Source organism: Burkholderia sp. AU45388 (assembly GCF_030481585.1).
GTDB classification, from domain to species: Bacteria; Pseudomonadota; Gammaproteobacteria; order Burkholderiales; family Burkholderiaceae; genus Burkholderia; species Burkholderia sola.
The window spans coordinates 1-20,097 of record NZ_JAUJPV010000011.1; the positions used below are offsets into that span (position 1 = coordinate 1).

The following is a 20,097-nucleotide window of genomic DNA, read 5'->3' on the forward strand; positions in this document are numbered from 1 at the left end:
GGGCGACAACGTGTCGATCACGGTGAAGCTGATCGCTCCGATCGCGATGGAAGAAGGTCTGCGCTTCGCGATCCGCGAAGGCGGCCGTACGGTCGGCGCCGGCGTCGTCGCCAAGATCATCGAGTAAGCCAGTTATTCGTTGATCGACAGTTTTGGGGCTGGCATCAGCCGGCCCCAGCATGGTTTAGGGGTATAGCTCAACTGGCAGAGCGTCGGTCTCCAAAACCGAAGGTTGGGGGTTCGATTCCCTCTGCCCCTGCCAAAAATCGCCACGTGTCCCACGTGGCATTTGTTTTAAGGTGTTATGGCGAATCCATCCGTCGAAACTGTAAATACCTCCGGCGATAAGCTGATGCTGGCCCTGGGCGTATTGCTGGTGTTGGCCGGATTCGTGGGCTTCTTCTGGCTGGCCAATCAGCAGTGGTATGTCCGCGGTGCCGCATTGGCGGTAGGTATCATCGCCGGCGTGGCCGTCGGGCTGATGTCCGCCCCTGGCAAGAGCCTCATCGCGTTTGCCAAGGATTCGTACAAGGAAGTCCGGAAGGTCGTATGGCCCACCCGCAAGGAAGCAACGCAAACCACACTCGTCGTGTTCGGTTTCGTGCTCGTGATGGCGATTTTCCTCTGGTTGAGTGACAAATCGATCGAATGGGTGATTTTCTCGGCGATTCTGGGTTGGAAATGATATGAGCGATACTCCGGCATCCCCGAGCGGAAAGCGTTGGTACGTCGTGCACGCCTACTCCGGTATGGAGAAGAGCGTGCAACGCGCGCTTCAAGAGCGCATCGAACGTGCTGGCATGCAAGACAAATTCGGTCAGATTCTAGTTCCGACCGAAGAAGTGGTCGAAGTCAAAGGTGGTCACAAGGCTGTGACCGAGCGTCGTTTCTTCCCCGGCTACGTGCTGGTGGAAATGGAAATGACGGACGAAACGTGGCACCTCGTGAAGAACACCGCGAAGGTCACCGGTTTCGTCGGCGGTGCGCGTAACCGCCCGACCCCGATTTCCCCGAAGGAAGTCGAGAAGATCATGTCGCAGATGCAGGAAGGCGTCGAAAAACCGCGCCCGAAGACCCTGTTCGAAGTCGGCGAGATGGTGCGTGTCAAGGAAGGCCCGTTCACGGACTTCAACGGCACCGTCGAAGAAGTCAACTACGAAAAATCGCGCGTGCGTGTGTCGGTCACCATTTTTGGCCGCTCTACCCCGGTCGAACTCGAGTTCGGCCAGGTCGAAAAAGTTTGATCCCGATTCGGTGGGCAGCCTCGGCTGCCCACCTTCGCGCTTACGGCCCGCGTCATGGCCGTTGAGGAGCGTCAGTAGCCAGCGGCGAAAGCGCGTTATCACTCACCGAACGCCTTCTCCGGCGTTCCAATGAGGTTTCAAATGGCAAAGAAGATTATCGGCTTTATCAAGCTGCAGATCCCTGCAGGTAAAGCCAACCCGTCGCCGCCGGTCGGTCCGGCACTGGGCCAGCGCGGCCTGAACATCATGGAGTTCTGCAAGGCGTTCAACGCGCAGACTCAAGGCATGGAGCCGGGTCTGCCGGTGCCGGTGGTCATCACGGCATTCGCTGACAAGAGCTTCACGTTCGTGATGAAGACGCCGCCGGCAACCGTCCTGATCAAGAAGGCGGCGAAGGTGGACAAGGGCTCGAGCAAGCCGCACACCGACAAGGTCGGTTCGATCACGCGCGCTCAAGCCGAAGAAATCGCGAAGACCAAGATGCCGGACCTTACGGCAGCTGATCTGGACGCAGCCGTTCGCACCATCGCTGGTAGCGCACGCTCGATGGGTATCACTGTGGAGGGCGTGTAAATGGCTAAGATCTCCAAGCGCCGTCAGGCATTTGCCGCCAAGGTCGACCGTCAGAAGCTGTACGCGATCGAAGACGCACTGAGCCTCGTGAAGGAATGCGCGAGCGCGAAGTTCGACGAGTCGATCGACGTCGCAGTCCAGCTCGGCATCGATGCGAAGAAGTCGGACCAGGTCGTTCGTGGTTCGGTCGTTCTGCCGGCAGGTACGGGCAAGTCGGTTCGCGTTGCCGTGTTCGCGCAAGGCGAAAAGGCCGAGCAGGCACGTGCGGCAGGCGCGGAAATCGTCGGTATGGAAGACCTGGCTGAGCAGATCAAGGCCGGCCAGATGGACTTCGACATCGTGATCGCTTCGCCGGACACGATGCGTATCGTCGGTACGCTCGGCCAGATCCTCGGCCCGCGCGGCCTGATGCCGAACCCGAAGGTCGGTACGGTCACGCCGGACGTCGCAACCGCCGTCAAGAACGCGAAGGCCGGTCAGGTGCAATTCCGTGTCGACAAGGCCGGTATCATCCACGCGACCATCGGCCGTGCATCGTTCGAGCCGACCGCGCTGCGTTCGAACCTGTCGGCGCTGATCGAAGCGCTGCAGAAGGCGAAGCCGGCAACGAGCAAGGGCGTGTACCTGCGCAAGATCGCACTGTCGAGCACGATGGGCGTCGGCGTGCGTGTCGACCAGGCTACGCTGGCAGCGCAGTAAGCAAGTATTCGGGCCGCTTCGTTCGCGAGGCGGCCTACATGGGCTTTGGGCGGTTGTTCGTGCAGTAGGGCGAACAACCGGTTATCAAAGACCGTTGGTGGGGCGCAGCAGGCAGGCGATCCCTTAATTCAAGCCAACGCAGATGGCGAACCCGAAAAAGTTTTGCAGTGGTGAAGCCGCATGCCGCGAAGCGATTCGCGGCATGAGGTGGAAATACTCCTAACGAGGTCGGACGCCGTTGTTGAACGAGGTACGTGAGGTTTCGGCCATACCGGCCGCGTCGAACGTATCGTTTCTGGAGGCTAACCGTGCCGCTTAATAGAGAAGACAAGCAAGCCGTCGTCGCTGAGGTTTCCGCGCAAGTCGCGAAGGCCCAGACCGTTGTGCTGGCTGAGTATCGTGGAATTGCGGTTGGCGATCTGACCAAGCTGCGCGCGAAAGCGCGTGAGCAACAGGTTTACCTGCGCGTGTTGAAGAACACGCTGGCGCGTCGCGCCGTCGAAGGTACGCCTTTTGCTCCGCTGGCAGAGCAGATGACTGGTCCCCTGATCTACGGCATCTCGGAAGATGCCATTGCTGCTGCCAAGGTCGTCAACGACTTCAGCAAGAGCAATGAAAAGTTGGTCATCAAGGCTGGTTCGTTCGATGGCAAGGTGATGGACAAGGCTGGCGTGCAAGCGCTGGCAAGCATCCCGAGCCGCGAAGAACTGCTCTCGAAGCTGCTGTTCGTTATGCAATCGCCTGTTTCGGGCTTCGCGCGTGCTCTCGCCGCGCTGGCCGAGAAGAAGCAAGCGGAAGCTGCGTAAGCGAACGTGCATCAGCGTTACTGATCGCTGGCTGTATCCGAATTCAATTTAGGAGTATTTCAAATGGCAATCGCAAAAGAAGACATCCTGGCAGCAGTCGAAGGGATGACCGTTCTGGAACTGAACGAACTGGTCAAGGCGTTCGAAGAGAAGTTTGGCGTGTCGGCAGCTGCAGTGGCAGTCGCTGGCCCGGCAGGCGGCGGCGCAGCTGCTGCAGCAGAAGAGAAGACCGAATTCACGGTCGTCCTGGCTGAAGCCGGCGCCAACAAGGTGTCGGTCATCAAGGCCGTTCGCGAACTGACGGGCCTGGGCCTGAAGGAAGCGAAGGACCTGGTTGACGGTGCACCGAAGCCCGTCAAGGAAGGCGTCGACAAGGCTGCTGCTGAAGAAGCCAAGAAGAAGCTGGAAGAAGCTGGCGCGAAGGTCGAAGTCAAGTAAGTTTCGGCGCGCTGTGCGAAGGCTGGCGGTATTTTCACCGCCGGCCTTTTTGTGCTTTGTGGGGACGTTATTCTGGCACTCATTCGGGAGCCCGAATAATCGGCCCCAGAAGCCAAAGAAAACCGCCTGGTCGTTGTGGTGAGTCACTCACGATTGGCGGTTCTCTTTGTCTTCTGAAGCGACTGCAGAAGGCAAGTTTGGTCGGGTAGCGGGCAACACAGGCATCCGCTGCCGTCAGCCAGCGGTTGGTAGCGGCCAACCACCAAGCTTCTCGGCTCGTTCAAGCCGTCGAACGGCCATCGGGTCTCAGTCGGTGAACACTCGGGTTTGAAACGTCCAGGTATTCCGCCTCGATAGCACCCGCCGTGATTCGGAGATCGTATGCAATATTCCTTCACCGAGAAGAAGCGCATTCGCAAGAGTTTCGCGAAGCGCCCCATCGTTCACCAAGTTCCGTTCTTGCTGGCTACCCAGCTTGAATCATTCAGCACGTTTCTGCAAGCCGATGTGCCCGCGACGCAACGTAAGCCTGAGGGTTTGCAGGCCGCGTTCACATCGGTATTTCCCATTGTTTCGCACAACGGTTTCGCGCGCCTCGAGTTCGTGAGCTATGCGCTGTCCTCGCCGGCATTCAACATCAAGGAATGCCAGCAGCGTGGCCTGACGTACTGCTCCGCGCTGCGCGCGAAGGTCCGCCTCGTCATCCTCGACAAGGAATCGCCGAACAAGCCGGTCGTCAAGGAAGTGAAGGAGCAGGAAGTGTACATGGGCGAAATTCCGCTCATGACGCCGACGGGCTCGTTCGTCATCAACGGCACCGAGCGTGTCATCGTCTCGCAGCTGCACCGTTCGCCGGGCGTGTTCTTCGAACACGACAAGGGCAAGACGCACAGCTCGGGCAAGCTGCTGTTCTCGGCACGGATCATTCCGTACCGCGGCTCGTGGCTCGACTTCGAATTCGATCCGAAGGACATCCTGTACTTCCGCGTCGACCGTCGCCGCAAGATGCCGGTCACGATCCTGCTGAAGGCCATCGGCCTGACGCCGGAACAGATCCTCGCGAACTTCTTCGTGTTCGACAACTTCACGCTGATGGACGAAGGCGCGCAACTCGAGTTCGTGCCCGAGCGCCTGCGTGGCGAAGTCGCGCGCTTCGACATCACGGATCGTGATGGCAAGGTCATCGTCCAGAAGGACAAGCGGATCAACGCGAAGCACATTCGCGACCTCGAAGCCGCGAAGACCAAGTTCATCTCGGTGCCGGAAGACTACCTGCTCGGCCGCGTGCTGGCGAAGAACGTCGTCGACGGCGACACCGGCGAAGTGATCGCGAGCGCAAACGACGAAGTCACGGAAAGCGTGCTCGAGAAGCTGCGCGAAGCGGGCATCAAGGACATCCAGACGCTCTACACGAACGATCTGGACCAGGGCCCGTACATCTCGTCGACGCTGCGTGTCGACGAAACGACCGACAAGACGGCCGCGCGCATCGCGATCTACCGCATGATGCGTCCGGGCGAGCCGCCGACCGAAGAAGCGGTCGAGGCGCTGTTCAACCGTCTGTTCTACAGCGAAGAAGCGTACGACCTGTCGAAGGTCGGCCGCATGAAGTTCAACCGCCGCGTCGGCCGCGACGAGATCGTCGGCCCGATGACGCTGCAGGACGACGACATCCTCGCGACGATCAAGATCCTCGTCGAGCTGCGCAACGGCAAGGGCGAAGTGGACGACATCGACCACCTCGGCAACCGTCGCGTGCGTTGCGTCGGCGAATTGGCGGAAAACCAGTTCCGGGCGGGTCTCGTGCGTGTCGAGCGCGCGGTCAAGGAACGCCTCGGCCAGGCCGAAAGCGAAAACCTGATGCCGCACGACCTGATCAACTCGAAGCCGATTTCGTCGGCGATCCGCGAGTTCTTCGGTTCGTCGCAGCTGTCGCAGTTCATGGACCAGACCAACCCGCTGTCGGAAATCACGCACAAGCGCCGTGTTTCCGCACTGGGCCCGGGCGGTCTGACGCGCGAGCGCGCAGGCTTCGAAGTTCGCGACGTGCACCCGACCCACTACGGTCGCGTGTGCCCGATCGAAACGCCGGAAGGTCCGAACATCGGCCTGATCAACTCGCTCGCGCTGTACGCGCACCTGAACGAGTACGGCTTCCTCGAGACGCCGTACCGCAAGGTCGTGGACAGCAAGGTGACCGACCAGATCGACTACCTGTCGGCGATCGAGGAAGGCCGCTACATGATCGCGCAGGCGAACGCCGCGATCGACGAGAACGGCCAGCTGATCGACGAACTCGTGTCGTCGCGCGAAGCCGGCGAAACGATGATGGTCACGCCGGATCGTATCCAGTACATGGACGTCGCGCCGTCGCAGATCGTGTCGGTGGCAGCCTCGCTGATTCCGTTCCTCGAGCACGATGACGCGAACCGTGCACTGATGGGTTCGAACATGCAGCGTCAGGCCGTGCCGTGTCTGCGTCCGGAAAAGCCGGTCGTCGGTACGGGCATCGAGCGCACCTGCGCGGTCGACTCGGGTACGACGGTCCAGGCGTTCCGCGGCGGTGTGGTCGACTACGTCGACGCAGGCCGTATCGTGATTCGCGTGAACGACGACGAAGCGGTCGCGGGTGAAGTCGGTGTCGACATCTACAACCTGATCAAGTACACGCGTTCGAACCAGAACACGAACATCAACCAGCGTCCGATCGTGAAGATGGGCGACAAGGTCTCGCGCGGCGACGTGCTGGCCGACGGCGCCTCGACGGACCTGGGCGAGCTCGCGCTCGGCCAGAACATGCTGATCGCGTTCATGCCGTGGAACGGCTACAACTTCGAGGATTCGATCCTGATCTCGGAGAAGGTGGTCGCGGACGATCGCTACACGTCGATCCACATCGAAGAGCTGAACGTCGTCGCACGCGACACGAAGCTCGGGCCGGAAGAAATCACGCGCGACATCTCGAACCTGGCGGAAGTCCAGCTCGGCCGTCTCGACGAATCGGGCATCGTGTACATCGGTGCGGAAGTCGAAGCGGGCGACGTGCTGGTCGGCAAGGTCACGCCGAAGGGCGAGACCCAGCTGACGCCGGAAGAGAAGCTGCTGCGCGCGATCTTCGGCGAGAAGGCTTCGGACGTGAAGGACACGTCGCTGCGCGTGCCGTCGGGCATGAGCGGCACCGTGATCGACGTCCAGGTGTTCACGCGTGAAGGCATCCAGCGCGACAAGCGTGCGCAACAGATCATCGACGACGAACTGAAGCGCTACCGTCTCGACCTGAACGACCAGCTGCGCATCGTGGAAGGCGACGCGTTCCAGCGTCTCGCGCGCATGCTCGTGGGCAAGGTCGCGAACGGCGGTCCGAAGAAGCTCGCGAAGGGCACGAAGATCGACCAGGCTTACCTGGAAGACCTCGACCACTACCACTGGTTCGACATCCGCCTGGCGGACGACGAGGCAGCGGCGTCGCTCGAAGCGATCAAGAACTCGATCGAAGAGAAGCGTCACCAGTTCGACCTCGCGTTCGAAGAGAAGCGCAAGAAGCTCACGCAAGGCGACGAACTGCCGCCGGGCGTGCTGAAGATGGTCAAGGTGTACCTCGCGGTGAAGCGCCGTCTGCAGCCTGGCGACAAGATGGCAGGCCGTCACGGTAACAAGGGTGTCGTGTCGAAGATCGTTCCGATCGAAGACATGCCGTACATGGCCGACGGCCGTCCGGCAGACGTCGTGCTGAACCCGCTCGGCGTGCCGTCGCGGATGAACGTGGGTCAGGTTCTGGAAGTGCACCTCGGCTGGGCCGCGAAGGGCCTCGGCTGGCGTATCGGCGAAATGCTGCAGCGTCAGGCGAAGATCGAGGAACTGCGCACGTTCCTGACGAAGATCTACAACGAGTCGGGCCGCCAGGAAGATCTGGAAAGCTTCACCGACGACGAGATCCTCGAACTCGCGAAGAACCTGCGCGAAGGCGTGCCGTTCGCGACGCCGGTGTTCGACGGTGCGACCGAGGAAGAAATGGGCAAGATGCTCAACCTCGCGTTCCCGGACGACATCGCCGAACAGCTCGGCATGAACCCGTCGAAGAACCAGGTTCGCCTGTACGACGGCCGCACGGGTGAAATGTTCGAACGTCGCGTGACGCTCGGCTACATGCACTACCTGAAGCTGCACCACTTGGTCGACGACAAGATGCACGCACGTTCGACCGGCCCGTACTCGCTCGTCACGCAGCAGCCGCTGGGTGGTAAGGCGCAGTTCGGTGGCCAGCGTTTCGGTGAAATGGAAGTGTGGGCGCTCGAAGCGTACGGCGCGTCCTACGTGCTGCAGGAAATGCTGACGGTGAAGTCGGACGACGTGACCGGCCGGACGAAGGTGTACGAAAACCTCGTCAAGGGCGATCACGTGATCGATGCAGGCATGCCGGAATCCTTCAACGTGCTCGTGAAGGAAATCCGCTCGCTCGGTATCGATATCGATCTCGACCGCAATTAATCGGACTACGGAGAGAAAGCAATGAAAGCTCTGCTCGATCTATTCAAGCAAGTCCAACAGGAAGAAGTTTTCGACGCGATCAAGATCGGTCTGGCCTCGCCCGACAAGATCCGTTCGTGGTCGTTCGGCGAAGTGAAGAAGCCGGAGACCATCAACTACCGTACGTTCAAGCCGGAACGCGATGGTCTGTTCTGCGCGAAGATCTTCGGGCCGATCAAGGACTACGAGTGCCTGTGCGGCAAGTACAAGCGCCTGAAGCACCGCGGCGTGATCTGCGAGAAGTGCGGCGTCGAAGTGACGCTGGCGAAGGTGCGTCGCGAACGGATGGGCCACATCGAGCTGGCCTCGCCGGTCGCGCACATCTGGTTCCTGAAGTCGCTGCCGTCGCGTCTGGGCATGGTGCTCGACATGACGCTGCGCGACATCGAACGCGTGCTGTACTTCGAAGCGTACGTGGTGATCGAACCGGGCATGACGCCGCTGAAGGCGCGGCAGATCATGACCGAAGAGGATTACTACAACAAGGTCGAGGAATACGGCGACGAATTCCGTGCCGAGATGGGCGCGGAAGGCGTGCGTGAACTGCTGCGCGCGATCAACATCGACGAGCAGGTCGAGACGCTGCGCACCGAGCTGAAGAACACCGGCTCGGAAGCGAAGATCAAGAAGTACGCGAAGCGCCTGAAGGTCCTCGAGGCATTCCAGCGCTCGGGCATCAAGCCCGAGTGGATGATCCTCGAAGTGCTGCCGGTGCTGCCGCCGGAACTGCGTCCGCTCGTGCCGCTGGATGGCGGCCGTTTCGCGACGTCGGACCTGAACGACCTGTATCGCCGCGTGATCAACCGTAACAACCGGTTGAAGCGCCTGCTCGAGCTGAAGGCCCCTGAAATCATCGTCCGCAACGAAAAGCGGATGCTGCAGGAAGCCGTCGACTCGCTGCTCGACAACGGTCGTCGCGGCAAGGCGATGACGGGCGCGAACAAGCGTCCGCTGAAGTCGCTCGCCGACATGATCAAGGGCAAGGGCGGTCGTTTCCGTCAGAACCTGCTGGGCAAGCGCGTCGACTACTCGGGCCGTTCGGTCATCGTGGTCGGCCCGACGCTGAAGCTGCACCAGTGCGGCCTGCCGAAGCTGATGGCGCTCGAGCTGTTCAAGCCGTTCATCTTCAACAAGCTGGAAGTGATGGGCGTCGCTACGACCATCAAGGCTGCGAAGAAGGAAGTCGAGAACCAGACGCCGGTGGTGTGGGACATCCTCGAAGAGGTGATCCGCGAGCACCCGGTGATGCTGAACCGTGCGCCGACGCTGCACCGTCTCGGTATCCAGGCGTTCGAGCCGGTGCTGATCGAAGGCAAGGCGATCCAGCTGCACCCGCTCGTCTGCGCGGCGTTCAACGCCGACTTCGACGGTGACCAGATGGCCGTTCACGTGCCGCTGTCGCTCGAAGCGCAGATGGAAGCGCGCACGCTGATGCTCGCGTCGAACAACGTGCTGTTCCCGGCCAACGGCGATCCGTCGATCGTGCCGTCGCAGGATATCGTGCTGGGTCTGTACTACGCGACCCGCGAAGCGGTCAACGGCAAGGGCGAAGGCCTGTCGTTCACGGGCGTGTCGGAAGTCATCCGCGCGTACGAGAACAAGGAAGTCGAGCTGGCCTCGCGCGTCAACGTGCGGATCACCGAAATGGTCCACAACGAAGACAAGTCGGAAGGCGCGCCGCCGTTCGTGCCGAAGATCTCGCTGTACGCGACGACCGTCGGTCGCGCGATCCTGTCGGAGATCCTGCCGCACGGCCTGCCGTTCTCGGTGCTGAACAAGCCGCTGAAGAAGAAGGAAATCTCGCGCCTGATCAACACGGCGTTCCGCAAGTGCGGTCTGCGCGCGACGGTCGTGTTTGCCGACCAGCTGATGCAGTCGGGTTTCCGTCTCGCGACGCGTGCCGGCATTTCGATCTGCGTGGACGACATGCTCGTGCCGCCGCAGAAGGAAACGATCGTCGGCGACGCCGCGAAGAAGGTGAAGGAGTACGACCGCCAGTACATGTCGGGTCTCGTCACCGCGCAGGAACGCTACAACAACGTGGTCGACATCTGGTCGGCAACGTCGGAAGCGGTCGGCAAGGCGATGATGGAGCAGCTGTCGACGGAGCCGGTGACGGACCGCGACGGCAACGAGACGCGCCAGGAGTCGTTCAACTCGATCTACATGATGGCCGACTCGGGCGCCCGGGGTTCGGCGGTGCAGATTCGTCAGCTGGCCGGTATGCGCGGCCTGATGGCGAAGCCGGACGGCTCGATTATCGAGACGCCGATTACCGCGAACTTCCGCGAAGGTCTGAACGTGTTGCAGTACTTCATCTCGACCCACGGTGCACGTAAGGGTCTGGCTGATACGGCACTGAAGACCGCGAACTCGGGTTACCTGACGCGTCGTCTGGTCGACGTCACGCAGGATCTGGTCGTGGTGGAAGACGATTGCGGCACGTCGAACGGCGTGGCGATGAAGGCGCTGGTCGAAGGCGGTGAAGTCGTCGAAGCGCTGCGCGACCGTATCCTCGGCCGCGTCGCGGTCGCGGACGTCGTGAACCCGGAAACGCAGGAAACGCTGTACGAATCGGGCACGCTGCTCGACGAAACGGCGGTCGAGGAAATCGAACGCCTCGGCATCGACGAAGTGCGCGTGCGCACGCCGCTGACCTGCGAAACGCGTTACGGCCTGTGCGCGGCCTGCTACGGCCGCGACCTCGGCCGCGGCTCGCTCGTGAACGTCGGCGAAGCCGTCGGCGTGATCGCGGCGCAGTCGATCGGCGAACCGGGCACGCAGCTGACGATGCGTACGTTCCACATCGGTGGTGCGGCATCGCGTGCGGCAGTGGCCTCGTCGGTCGAGGCGAAGAGCAACGGTATCGTCCGCTTCACGGCGACGATGCGCTACGTCACGAACGCGAAGGGCGAGCAGATCGTCATTTCGCGTTCGGGCGAAGCGATGATCACCGACGACTTCGGTCGCGAGCGCGAGCGTCACAAAGTGCCGTACGGCGCGACGCTGCTGCAGCTCGACGGCGCGACGATCAAGGCCGGCACGCAGCTCGCCACGTGGGATCCGCTGACGCGCCCGATCATCACCGAGTACGGTGGTACGGTGAAGTTCGAGAACGTCGAGGAAGGCGTGACCGTCGCGAAGCAGATCGACGACGTGACCGGCCTGTCGACGCTGGTCGTGATCGACGTGAAGCGCCGCGGTTCGCAGGCTTCGAAGAGCGTGCGTCCGCAGGTGAAGCTGCTCGACGCGAACGGCGAGGAAGTGAAGATTCCGGGCACGGAACACGCGGTGCAGATCGGCTTCCAGGTCGGCGCGCTGATCACCGTGAAGGATGGCCAGCAGGTGCAGGTCGGTGAAGTGCTCGCACGTATCCCGACGGAAGCGCAGAAGACGCGTGACATTACCGGCGGTCTGCCGCGGGTGGCGGAACTGTTCGAAGCGCGTTCGCCGAAGGATGCCGGCATTCTCGCGGAAGTCACCGGTACGACGTCGTTCGGCAAGGACACGAAGGGCAAGCAGCGTCTCGTCATCACGGACCTCGAGGGCAACCAGCACGAGTTCCTGATCGCGAAGGAAAAGCAGGTTCTGGTTCACGATGCCCAGGTCGTCAACAAGGGCGAAATGATCGTGGACGGTCCGGCCGATCCGCACGACATCCTGCGTCTGCAGGGTATCGAGGCGCTGTCGCGCTACATCGTCGACGAAGTGCAGGACGTGTACCGTCTGCAGGGCGTGAAGATCAACGACAAGCACATCGAGGTGATCGTTCGCCAGATGCTGCGTCGTGTGCAGATCACCGACAACGGCGATACGCGCTTCATCCCGGGCGAACAGGTCGAGCGTTCCGACATGCTGGACGAGAACGATCGCATGATCGCCGAGGGCAAGCGCCCGGCTTCGTACGACAACGTGCTGCTCGGTATCACGAAGGCGTCGCTGTCGACCGACTCGTTCATCTCCGCGGCATCGTTCCAGGAAACGACCCGCGTGCTGACCGAAGCGGCGATCATGGGCAAGCGCGACGATCTGCGCGGCCTGAAGGAAAATGTGATCGTCGGCCGCCTGATCCCGGCCGGTACGGGTCTCGCGTTCCACAAGGCACGCAAGGCGAAGGAATCGTCGGATCGCGAGCGTTTCGACCAGATCGCAGCGGAAGAGGCATTCGACTTCGGCACGCCGAGTGCGCCGGCGGAAGAGCCGCAACACCCGGCAGCCGAGTAAGCGCGGCGCGGCGCAAGCCGCGTTGCCTTGCTATCATCGCTGCCACCGAAACCGCCCGGTTCTGCCGGGCGGTTTTTTTTCACCCTTCGTTCACGCGCATGACGTGCCTGTGCCGCGCCGGCGCATGCGCCGCGATCGCCTTCGGCATGACCGCGACAGGCCCGTGATGCACGCGAACGAACCCTGACCGAATGGCCAGCATCGTGCGATTCGCCACGCGTCGCGCGAGCGGGTTGTTAAAATTGCGGTCATCGTTTAGCCGTCCCTGGTCTCATTCATGTCCCGCGCCCTCGAAATACTCGACGAAGTCTTTGGTTACTCCGCCTTTCGCGGCCAGCAGGGCGAGATCGTCGAGCACGTCGCCGGCGGCGGCGATTGCCTCGTGCTGATGCCGACCGGCGGCGGCAAGTCGCTGTGCTACCAGATTCCCGCGCTGCTGCGCCGCGAGGCCGGCCAGGGCGCCGGCATCGTGGTGTCGCCGCTGATCGCGCTGATGCAGGACCAGGTCGCCGCGTTGAGCGAAGTCGGCGTGCGCGCGGCCTACCTGAATTCGACGCTGTCGGGCGCCGAGGCGGCGGCCACCGAGCGCGCGCTGCGCGAGGGCGAAATCGATCTGCTATACGTCGCGCCGGAGCGCTTGATGACGGGGCGCTTCCTCGACCTGCTCGAGCGCGCGAAGATCGGCCTGTTCGCGATCGACGAAGCGCACTGCGTGTCGCAATGGGGGCACGATTTCCGCCCGGAATACATCCAGCTGTCGGTGCTGCACGAGCGCTTCCCGTCGGTGCCGCGCATCGCGCTGACCGCCACCGCCGATGCGATCACGCGCGACGAGATCATCCATCGTCTCGCGCTCGACGACGCGCGCGTGTTCGTGTCGAGCTTCGACCGCCCGAACATCCGCTACCGGATCGTCGAAAAGGACAATGCGCGCGCGCAACTGCTCGACTTCATCCGCGCCGAGCACACGAATGCAGACGGCACGACGGATGCCGGCGTCGTCTATTGCCTGTCGCGCCGCAAGGTCGAGGAAACGGCCGAATGGCTGAAGGCGCAGGGCGTGCGGGCGTTGCCGTATCACGCGGGCATGGAGTTCGAGGTGCGGCAGAAGCACCAGGAAATGTTCCAGCGCGAGGAAGGCATCGTGATGTGCGCGACGATCGCGTTCGGCATGGGCATCGACAAGCCCGACGTGCGCTTCGTCGCGCACCTCGATTTGCCGAAGAGCGTCGAAGGCTACTACCAGGAAACCGGCCGGGCGGGCCGCGACGGGATGCCGGCGAACGCGTGGATGGCGTATGGCCTCGGCGACGTCGTCCAGCAGCGCAAGATGATCGACGAGTCGGACGCGGACGACGCGCACAAACGCGTGCAGACGTCGAAGCTCGACGCGCTGCTCGGGCTGTGCGAGACGATCTCGTGCCGCCGCGTGCGGCTGCTGAACTACTTCGGCGAGGCGAGCCAGCCGTGCGGCAACTGCGACACGTGCCTCGAACCGCCCGATTCATGGGACGCGACGCGCGAGGCGCAGATGGCGCTGTCGTGCGTGTTCCGCGCGCAGCGCGCGAGCGGCTTCAACTTCGGCGCGAGCCATCTGATCGAGATCCTGCGCGGCGGCCGCACCGAGAAGGTGCTGCAGCGCGGCCACGACCAGTTGAGCACGTTCGGTATCGGCGCGGCGCTGTCCGAGCCCGAGTGGCGCGCGATTTTCCGGCAGCTGGTCGCGTACGGCTACCTGGCCGTCGATCATGGCGGCTTCGGCGCGCTGGTGCTCACCGAGGCCGCGAAGCCGGTGCTGAAGAACGAGGAAAAGGTCACGCTGCGCCGCTACGTGAAGCCGCAGCGCACGCGCCAGTCGTCGAGCCGCAGCGGCACGCGCGTCGACCCGACGGCCGGCATGGGCGCCCGCGAGCGCGCGCGGTGGGACGCGCTGCGCGCATGGCGTGCGGAAACCGCGAAGACGGACGGCGTGCCGGCCTATGTGATCTTCCACGACGCGACGCTCGCCGAAATCGCGCGCAACGCGCCGGAGACGATCGACGACCTGCGCCACATCCCCGGCATGGGCGTGCGCAAGCTCGAGCGCTTCGGCGACGAGATCATCGACGTCGTCGAATCGGCCTGACACAGCGTTCCGACCCCCGCTGTAAACCACCCGGTTGCCCGGAAAATCACGCAAGCCGTTGACTTAGTTGGTATTTCCGGAATATCATGATGGGTTCCGGTATTCGGTGGGCCGAGTCGCGTTCGACAGTTCGCACCCGATTCGCCGGTTCGGAAGTCAACTGTGCGTCGATTCTCGCTTTGCCCGAAATCGGCGTGCAGATTTTGTTCAATTTCAGGAATAAACAATGCCAACCATCAACCAACTGGTTCGCAAAGGCCGTCAGTCGGAAACGACGAAAAGCAAGAGCCCGGCCCTGCAGGACTGCCCCCAGCGTCGCGGCGTGTGCACCCGTGTGTACACGACGACGCCGAAGAAGCCGAACTCGGCACTCCGTAAGGTCGCCAAGGTTCGTCTGACGAACGGCTTCGAAGTGATTTCGTACATCGGCGGTGAAGGCCACAACCTGCAGGAACACTCGGTTGTGCTGATCCGCGGCGGCCGTGTGAAGGACTTGCCGGGTGTGCGTTACCACATGGTTCGCGGCTCGCTGGATACCCAGGGCGTCAAGGACCGTAAGCAAGCGCGTTCGAAGTACGGCGCGAAGCGTGCAAAGGCTGCCAAGTAAGCAGTTTTTGATCAGGGATCGCCGCAGGGCGGTCAAGGCGGGAGTGCCGGATTGCCGGTGCTGTCGAGTAAGTGGTCACCCGGCCAAGCTGGTTAGTCGTGAAGATGTGATCGGGTTTGTTGGTGGCCGCGGAGCTGAATTCAGCTCCAACTGAACAAGTAAAGGAAGAATCATGCCGCGTCGTCGCGAAGTCCCCAAGCGGGAAGTGTTGCCGGATCCGAAGTTCGGTAACGTTGATGTTGCCAAGTTCATGAACATGCTGATGCTGTCCGGCAAGAAGTCGGTCGCGGAGCGCATCGTTTATGGCGCATTCGAACAAATCCAGACCAAGGGTGGCAAGGACCCGCTGGAAGTGTTCACGGTTGCGCTCAACAACGTGAAGCCGGTGGTCGAAGTGAAGAGCCGTCGCGTTGGTGGTGCCAACTATCAAGTTCCGGTCGAAGTGCGCCCGTCGCGTCGTATGGCATTGGCGATGCGCTGGCTGCGTGAGGCTGCGAAGAAGCGCAGCGAGAAGTCGATGGCCCTGCGCCTGGCAGGTGAACTCTCCGAAGCGGCCGAAGGCCGTGGCGGCGCGATGAAGAAGCGCGACGAAGTTCACCGCATGGCAGAAGCCAACCGCGCGTTCTCGCATTTCCGTTTCTAAGCGCCTGGCTGGGCTGTTTGCGGAAATAAATTCCGGGCGGGTGCGCTTTTCAGGCGCCTCGCCCGTTTGTGTTGAGGCGTGATGCGGCAGGGCTGCATCACGTCATCCCAGTAGAGGATCAAAGTGGCTCGCAAGACTCCTATCGAGCGCTACCGCAATATCGGTATTAGCGCTCACATCGACGCCGGCAAAACGACGACGACCGAGCGCATTCTGTTTTACACCGGTGTGAACCACAAGATCGGTGAAGTCCACGACGGCGCAGCCACGATGGACTGGATGGAGCAGGAACAGGAACGTGGCATCACGATCACGTCCGCTGCTACCACGGCCTTCTGGAAGGGCATGGGCGGCAACTATCCGGAACACCGCATCAACATCATCGACACCCCGGGCCACGTCGACTTCACGATCGAAGTGGAGCGTTCGATGCGCGTGCTCGACGGCGCGTGCATGGTGTACTGCGCAGTGGGCGGCGTGCAGCCGCAGTCGGAAACGGTGTGGCGCCAGGCGAACAAGTACAAGGTGCCGCGTCTCGCGTTCGTCAACAAGATGGACCGTACCGGCGCGAACTTCTTCAAGGTCTACGACCAGCTCCGTCTGCGCCTGAAGGCGAACCCGGTTCCGGTCGTGGTGCCGATCGGCTCGGAAGAAAACTTCAAGGGCGTGGTCGACCTGATCAAGATGAAGGCGATCATTTGGGACGAAGCGTCGCAAGGCACGAAGTTCGACTACGTCGACATCCCGGCCGAGCTCGCGGAGACCTGCAAGGAATGGCGCGAAAAGATGGTCGAAGTGGCTGCCGAAGCCAGCGAAGACCTGATGAACAAGTACCTGGAAGAAGGCGATCTGCCGGAAGCCGACATCGTCAAGGCGCTGCGTGATCGTACGATCGCGTGCGAAATCCAGCCGATGCTGTGCGGTACCGCGTTCAAGAACAAGGGCGTGCAGCGTATGCTCGACGCCGTGATCGACTTCCTGCCGTCGCCGGTCGACATCCCGCCGGTCAAGGGCGAACTCGAAAACGGCGAAGAAGCAGAGCGCAAGGCGTCGGACGAAGAGAAGTTCTCGTCGCTCGCGTTCAAGATCATGACCGACCCGTTCGTCGGCCAGCTGATCTTCTTCCGTGTGTACTCGGGCGTCGTCAACTCGGGCGACACGCTGCTGAACTCGACCAAGGGCAAGAAGGAACGCCTCGGCCGGATTCTGCAGATGCACGCGAACCAGCGTGAAGAAATCAAGGAAGTCCGCGCAGGCGACATCGCCGCAGCGGTCGGCCTGAAGGAAGCGACCACGGGCGACACGCTGTGCGACCCGGCGAACCCGATCGTTCTCGAACGCATGGTGTTCCCGGAGCCGGTGATTTCGCAGGCAGTCGAGCCGAAGACCAAGGCTGACCAGGAAAAGATGGGCCTCGCACTGAACCGTCTGGCTCAGGAAGACCCGTCGTTCCGCGTGCAGACCGACGAAGAGTCGGGCCAGACCATCATTTCGGGCATGGGCGAGCTCCACCTCGAAATTCTGGTCGACCGGATGAAGCGTGAATTCGGCGTGGAGGCGACCGTCGGCAAGCCGCAGGTTGCGTACCGCGAAACGATCCGTTCGACGGCGAAGGATGTCGACGGCAAGTTCGTCAAGCAGTCGGGTGGTCGCGGCCAGTACGGTCACGCGGTCATCACGCTCGAGCCGAACGAACAAGGCAAGGGCTACGAGTTCTTCGACGAGATCAAGGGTGGTGTGATTCCGCGTGAATACATCCCGGCGGTCGACAAGGGTATCCAGGACACGCTGAAGTCGGGCGTGCTGGCTGGCTTCCCGGTCGTCGACGTGAAGGTTCACCTGACGTTCGGTTCGTACCACGACGTTGACTCGAACGAAAACGCGTTCCGCATGGCCGGTTCGATGGCGTTCAAGGAAGCGATGCGCAAGGCGAACCCGGTCGTCCTCGAGCCGATGATGGCTGTCGAAGTCGAGACGCCGGAAGACTACATGGGCAACGTGATGGGCGACCTGTCGGGCCGTCGCGGTATCGTCCAGGGCATGGAAGACATGGTTGGCGGCGGCAAGATCGTGCGCGCCGAAGTGCCGCTGTCGGAAATGTTCGGCTACTCGACGTCGCTGCGCTCGCTGACGCAAGGTCGTGCAACGTACACGATGGAGTTCAAGCACTACGCTGAAGCTCCGCGCAACGTGGCCGAAGCGATCATCAGCGCGAAGTCGAAGTAAATCTGTAGCTACCAATCGATTATTTTTTGAAAGAAGAGAATCATGGCAAAAGGTAAATTTGAGCGGACCAAGCCGCACGTGAACGTTGGTACGATTGGTCACGTTGACCACGGCAAGACGACGCTGACGGCAGCGATCACGACGGTTCTGACGAAGAAGTTCGGCGGGGAAGCGAAGGCGTACGACCAGATCGACGCGGCACCGGAAGAAAAGGCGCGCGGCATCACGATCAACACGGCGCACGTCGAGTACGAAACGGCTAACCGCCACTACGCACACGTCGACTGCCCGGGCCACGCTGACTATGTGAAGAACATGATCACGGGCGCAGCGCAGATGGACGGCGCGATCCTGGTTTGCTCGGCAGCAGACGGCCCGATGCCGCAAACGCGCGAGCACATCCTGCTGGCACGTCAGGTTGGCGTTCCGTACATCATCGTGTTCCTGAACAAGTGCGACATGGTGGACGACGCTGAACTGCTCGAGCTGGTCGAGATGGAAGTTCGCGAACTGCTGTCGAAGTATGACTTCCCGGGCGACGACACGCCGATCGTGAAGGGTTCGGCCAAGCTGGCGCTGGAAGGCGACACGGGCGAGCTGGGTGAAGTGGCGATCATGAGCCTGGCCGACGCGCTGGACACGTACATCCCGACGCCGGAGCGTGCGGTTGACGGTGCGTTCCTGATGCCGGTGGAAGACGTGTTCTCAATCTCGGGCCGCGGTACGGTGGTGACGGGTCGTGTCGAGCGCGGCATCGTGAAGGTCGGCGAGGAAATCGAAATCGTCGGTATCAAGCCGACGGTGAAGACGACCTGCACGGGCGTTGAAATGTTCCGCAAGCTGCTGGACCAAGGTCAAGCGGGCGACAACGTGGGTATCCTGCTGCGCGGCACGAAGCGTGAAGACGTGGAGCGTGGCCAGGTTCTGGCGAAGCCGGGTTCGATCACGCCGCACACGCACTTCACGGCTGAAGTGTACGTGCTGAGCAAGGACGAAGGCGGCCGTCACACGCCGTTCTTCAACAACTACCGTCCGCAGTTCTACTTCCGTACGACGGACGTGACGGGCTCGATCGAGCTGCCGAAGGACAAGGAAATGGTGATGCCGGGCGACAACGTGTCGATCACGGTGAAGCTGATCGCTCCGATCGCGATGGAAGAAGGTCTGCGCTTCGCGATCCGCGAAGGCGGCCGTACGGTCGGCGCCGGCGTCGTCGCCAAGATCATCGAGTAATATCGACGATCCGCGGACCCTTTCGGGGTCCGCGATTCCACGGTAAGCAGTTGTGTACCGTCGAAACCGGGTGTCCAGTTCGATCTGGCATCCGGTTTTTCTTTGTGGCGTGCGATCGCTCTATTGACAAACGCCCACCACCACTGCGAATTTTCGTGTAGAATCGCGGGCTTAGCAGTGGAAGTACTGTCCGGAACCTGATGCTTCGCTCCCCGCTGGTGTCATGTTTCACGTTCTTTTAGTGTCCGGCGATGCAACATCGCCTCGCTCTTTCCAAGGAATTGTCATGCAGCAACAAAAAATCCGCATTCGCCTGAAGGCATTCGACTATCGTCTGATCGATCAATCGGCTGCCGAAATCGTCGATACCGCGAAGCGGACTGGCGCAATCGTCCGTGGCCCGGTGCCGCTGCCGACGCGCATTCAGCGTTTTGACATCCTGCGTTCGCCGCACGTCAACAAGACGTCGCGCGATCAGCTTGAAATCCGCACCCACCAGCGCCTGATGGACATCGTCGATCCGACGGACAAGACCGTCGACGCGCTGATGAAGCTCGACCTGCCGGCTGGCGTCGACGTGGAAATCAAGCTGCAGTAAGGCTTCCAGCGCCGAGCGGCATGCCGGGCGGCGCTAAGTCTTTGTATTGCTTGCGGAAATCGAGAAGTCGGGCTATACTGCTTGGCTTTTCGCGTATTCGCGTAAAAAGTTGGGCCTTGCGTGCCCGGCATTTTGTAAATCAGCCCCGACCAAT

Annotated in this window: 14 protein-coding genes, 1 tRNA gene and 1 pseudogene; all 16 read left to right on the plus strand. The window is 61.8% G+C overall.

Annotation, left to right across the window (positions count from 1 at the left end; genetic code table 11):
- Positions 1-127: pseudogene (locus QZM72_RS18470) on the plus strand (elongation factor Tu); the annotation flags it as partial.
- Positions 128-186: 59 nt separating this feature from the next.
- A tRNA-Trp gene (locus tag QZM72_RS18475) sits at positions 187-262 on the plus strand.
- A gap of 42 nt (positions 263-304) precedes the next feature.
- A complete protein-coding gene (secE, locus tag QZM72_RS18480; RefSeq protein WP_006482892.1) occupies positions 305-685 on the plus strand; it encodes a preprotein translocase subunit SecE in 381 nt (126 codons plus the stop codon).
- Between the two features lies 1 nt (position 686).
- Complete coding sequence (gene nusG / locus QZM72_RS18485) at positions 687-1,244, plus strand: transcription termination/antitermination protein NusG (RefSeq protein ID WP_006400672.1); 558 nt, start codon at positions 687-689, stop codon at positions 1,242-1,244.
- Between the two features lie 141 nt (positions 1,245-1,385).
- A complete protein-coding gene (gene rplK, locus QZM72_RS18490; protein ID WP_006477201.1) occupies positions 1,386-1,817 on the plus strand; it encodes a 50S ribosomal protein L11 in 432 nt (143 codons plus the stop codon).
- Positions 1,818-2,516, plus strand: coding sequence for a 50S ribosomal protein L1 (gene rplA / locus QZM72_RS18495; RefSeq protein ID WP_006482906.1), 699 nt, complete (start codon positions 1,818-1,820; stop codon positions 2,514-2,516).
- A gap of 308 nt (positions 2,517-2,824) precedes the next feature.
- Positions 2,825-3,322 (plus strand): 50S ribosomal protein L10, encoded by a 498-nt coding sequence (gene rplJ, locus QZM72_RS18500; RefSeq protein ID WP_011546647.1) that lies wholly within the window; start codon positions 2,825-2,827, stop codon positions 3,320-3,322.
- 63 nt (positions 3,323-3,385) lie between these two features.
- Positions 3,386-3,760: a 50S ribosomal protein L7/L12 gene (gene rplL, locus QZM72_RS18505; RefSeq protein WP_006477198.1), complete on the plus strand. Its 375-nt coding sequence runs from the start codon at positions 3,386-3,388 to the stop codon at positions 3,758-3,760.
- 381 nt (positions 3,761-4,141) lie between these two features.
- Positions 4,142-8,248: a DNA-directed RNA polymerase subunit beta gene (gene rpoB, locus QZM72_RS18510; protein ID WP_089466455.1), complete on the plus strand. Its 4,107-nt coding sequence runs from the start codon at positions 4,142-4,144 to the stop codon at positions 8,246-8,248.
- A 21-nt stretch (positions 8,249-8,269) separates the two neighbouring features.
- Complete coding sequence (gene rpoC, locus QZM72_RS18515) at positions 8,270-12,511, plus strand: DNA-directed RNA polymerase subunit beta' (RefSeq protein ID WP_089466456.1); 4,242 nt, start codon at positions 8,270-8,272, stop codon at positions 12,509-12,511.
- A gap of 277 nt (positions 12,512-12,788) precedes the next feature.
- Positions 12,789-14,636 carry a DNA helicase RecQ gene (recQ, locus tag QZM72_RS18520; RefSeq protein WP_089466457.1) on the plus strand — a complete coding sequence of 616 codons (1,848 nt, stop codon included), beginning with the start codon at positions 12,789-12,791 and terminating at the stop codon, positions 14,634-14,636.
- Positions 14,637-14,862: 226 nt separating this feature from the next.
- Positions 14,863-15,243, plus strand: a complete 381-nt coding sequence (gene rpsL, locus QZM72_RS18525; RefSeq protein ID WP_006400662.1) for a 30S ribosomal protein S12 — start codon at positions 14,863-14,865, stop codon at positions 15,241-15,243.
- A gap of 172 nt (positions 15,244-15,415) precedes the next feature.
- Complete coding sequence (gene rpsG, locus QZM72_RS18530) at positions 15,416-15,886, plus strand: 30S ribosomal protein S7 (protein ID WP_006477195.1); 471 nt, start codon at positions 15,416-15,418, stop codon at positions 15,884-15,886.
- A gap of 123 nt (positions 15,887-16,009) precedes the next feature.
- On the plus strand, positions 16,010-18,112 hold the full coding sequence (gene fusA, locus QZM72_RS18535) for an elongation factor G (protein ID WP_044849034.1): 2,103 nt from the start codon (positions 16,010-16,012) through the stop codon (positions 18,110-18,112).
- Positions 18,113-18,154: 42 nt separating this feature from the next.
- Positions 18,155-19,345, plus strand: coding sequence for an elongation factor Tu (gene tuf / locus QZM72_RS18540; RefSeq protein WP_011350666.1), 1,191 nt, complete (start codon positions 18,155-18,157; stop codon positions 19,343-19,345).
- Between the two features lie 286 nt (positions 19,346-19,631).
- The gene (gene rpsJ / locus QZM72_RS18545) at positions 19,632-19,943 is read left to right on the plus strand and encodes a 30S ribosomal protein S10 (RefSeq protein WP_004199280.1); all 312 of its coding nucleotides are present in this window, start codon (positions 19,632-19,634) and stop codon (positions 19,941-19,943) included.
- Positions 19,944-20,097 lie beyond the last annotated feature (154 nt).

Bases quoted from the DNA above. Each gene is read 5' to 3' on its own strand.
- rplL (WP_006477198.1), top strand. From the start codon at position 3,386: ATGGCAATCGCAAAAGAAGACATCCTGGCAGCAGTCGAAGGGATGACC.
- recQ (WP_089466457.1), top strand. From the start codon at position 12,789: ATGTCCCGCGCCCTCGAAATACTCGACGAAGTCTTTGGTTACTCCGCC.
- rpoB (WP_089466455.1), top strand. From the start codon at position 4,142: ATGCAATATTCCTTCACCGAGAAGAAGCGCATTCGCAAGAGTTTCGCG.
- rpoC (WP_089466456.1), top strand. From the start codon at position 8,270: ATGAAAGCTCTGCTCGATCTATTCAAGCAAGTCCAACAGGAAGAAGTT.
- rpsG (WP_006477195.1), top strand. From the start codon at position 15,416: ATGCCGCGTCGTCGCGAAGTCCCCAAGCGGGAAGTGTTGCCGGATCCG.
- rplA (WP_006482906.1), top strand. From the start codon at position 1,818: ATGGCTAAGATCTCCAAGCGCCGTCAGGCATTTGCCGCCAAGGTCGAC.
- rplK (WP_006477201.1), top strand. From the start codon at position 1,386: ATGGCAAAGAAGATTATCGGCTTTATCAAGCTGCAGATCCCTGCAGGT.
- nusG (WP_006400672.1), top strand. From the start codon at position 687: ATGAGCGATACTCCGGCATCCCCGAGCGGAAAGCGTTGGTACGTCGTG.
- tuf (WP_011350666.1), top strand. From the start codon at position 18,155: ATGGCAAAAGGTAAATTTGAGCGGACCAAGCCGCACGTGAACGTTGGT.
- secE (WP_006482892.1), top strand. From the start codon at position 305: ATGGCGAATCCATCCGTCGAAACTGTAAATACCTCCGGCGATAAGCTG.
- rpsJ (WP_004199280.1), top strand. From the start codon at position 19,632: ATGCAGCAACAAAAAATCCGCATTCGCCTGAAGGCATTCGACTATCGT.
- rpsL (WP_006400662.1), top strand. From the start codon at position 14,863: ATGCCAACCATCAACCAACTGGTTCGCAAAGGCCGTCAGTCGGAAACG.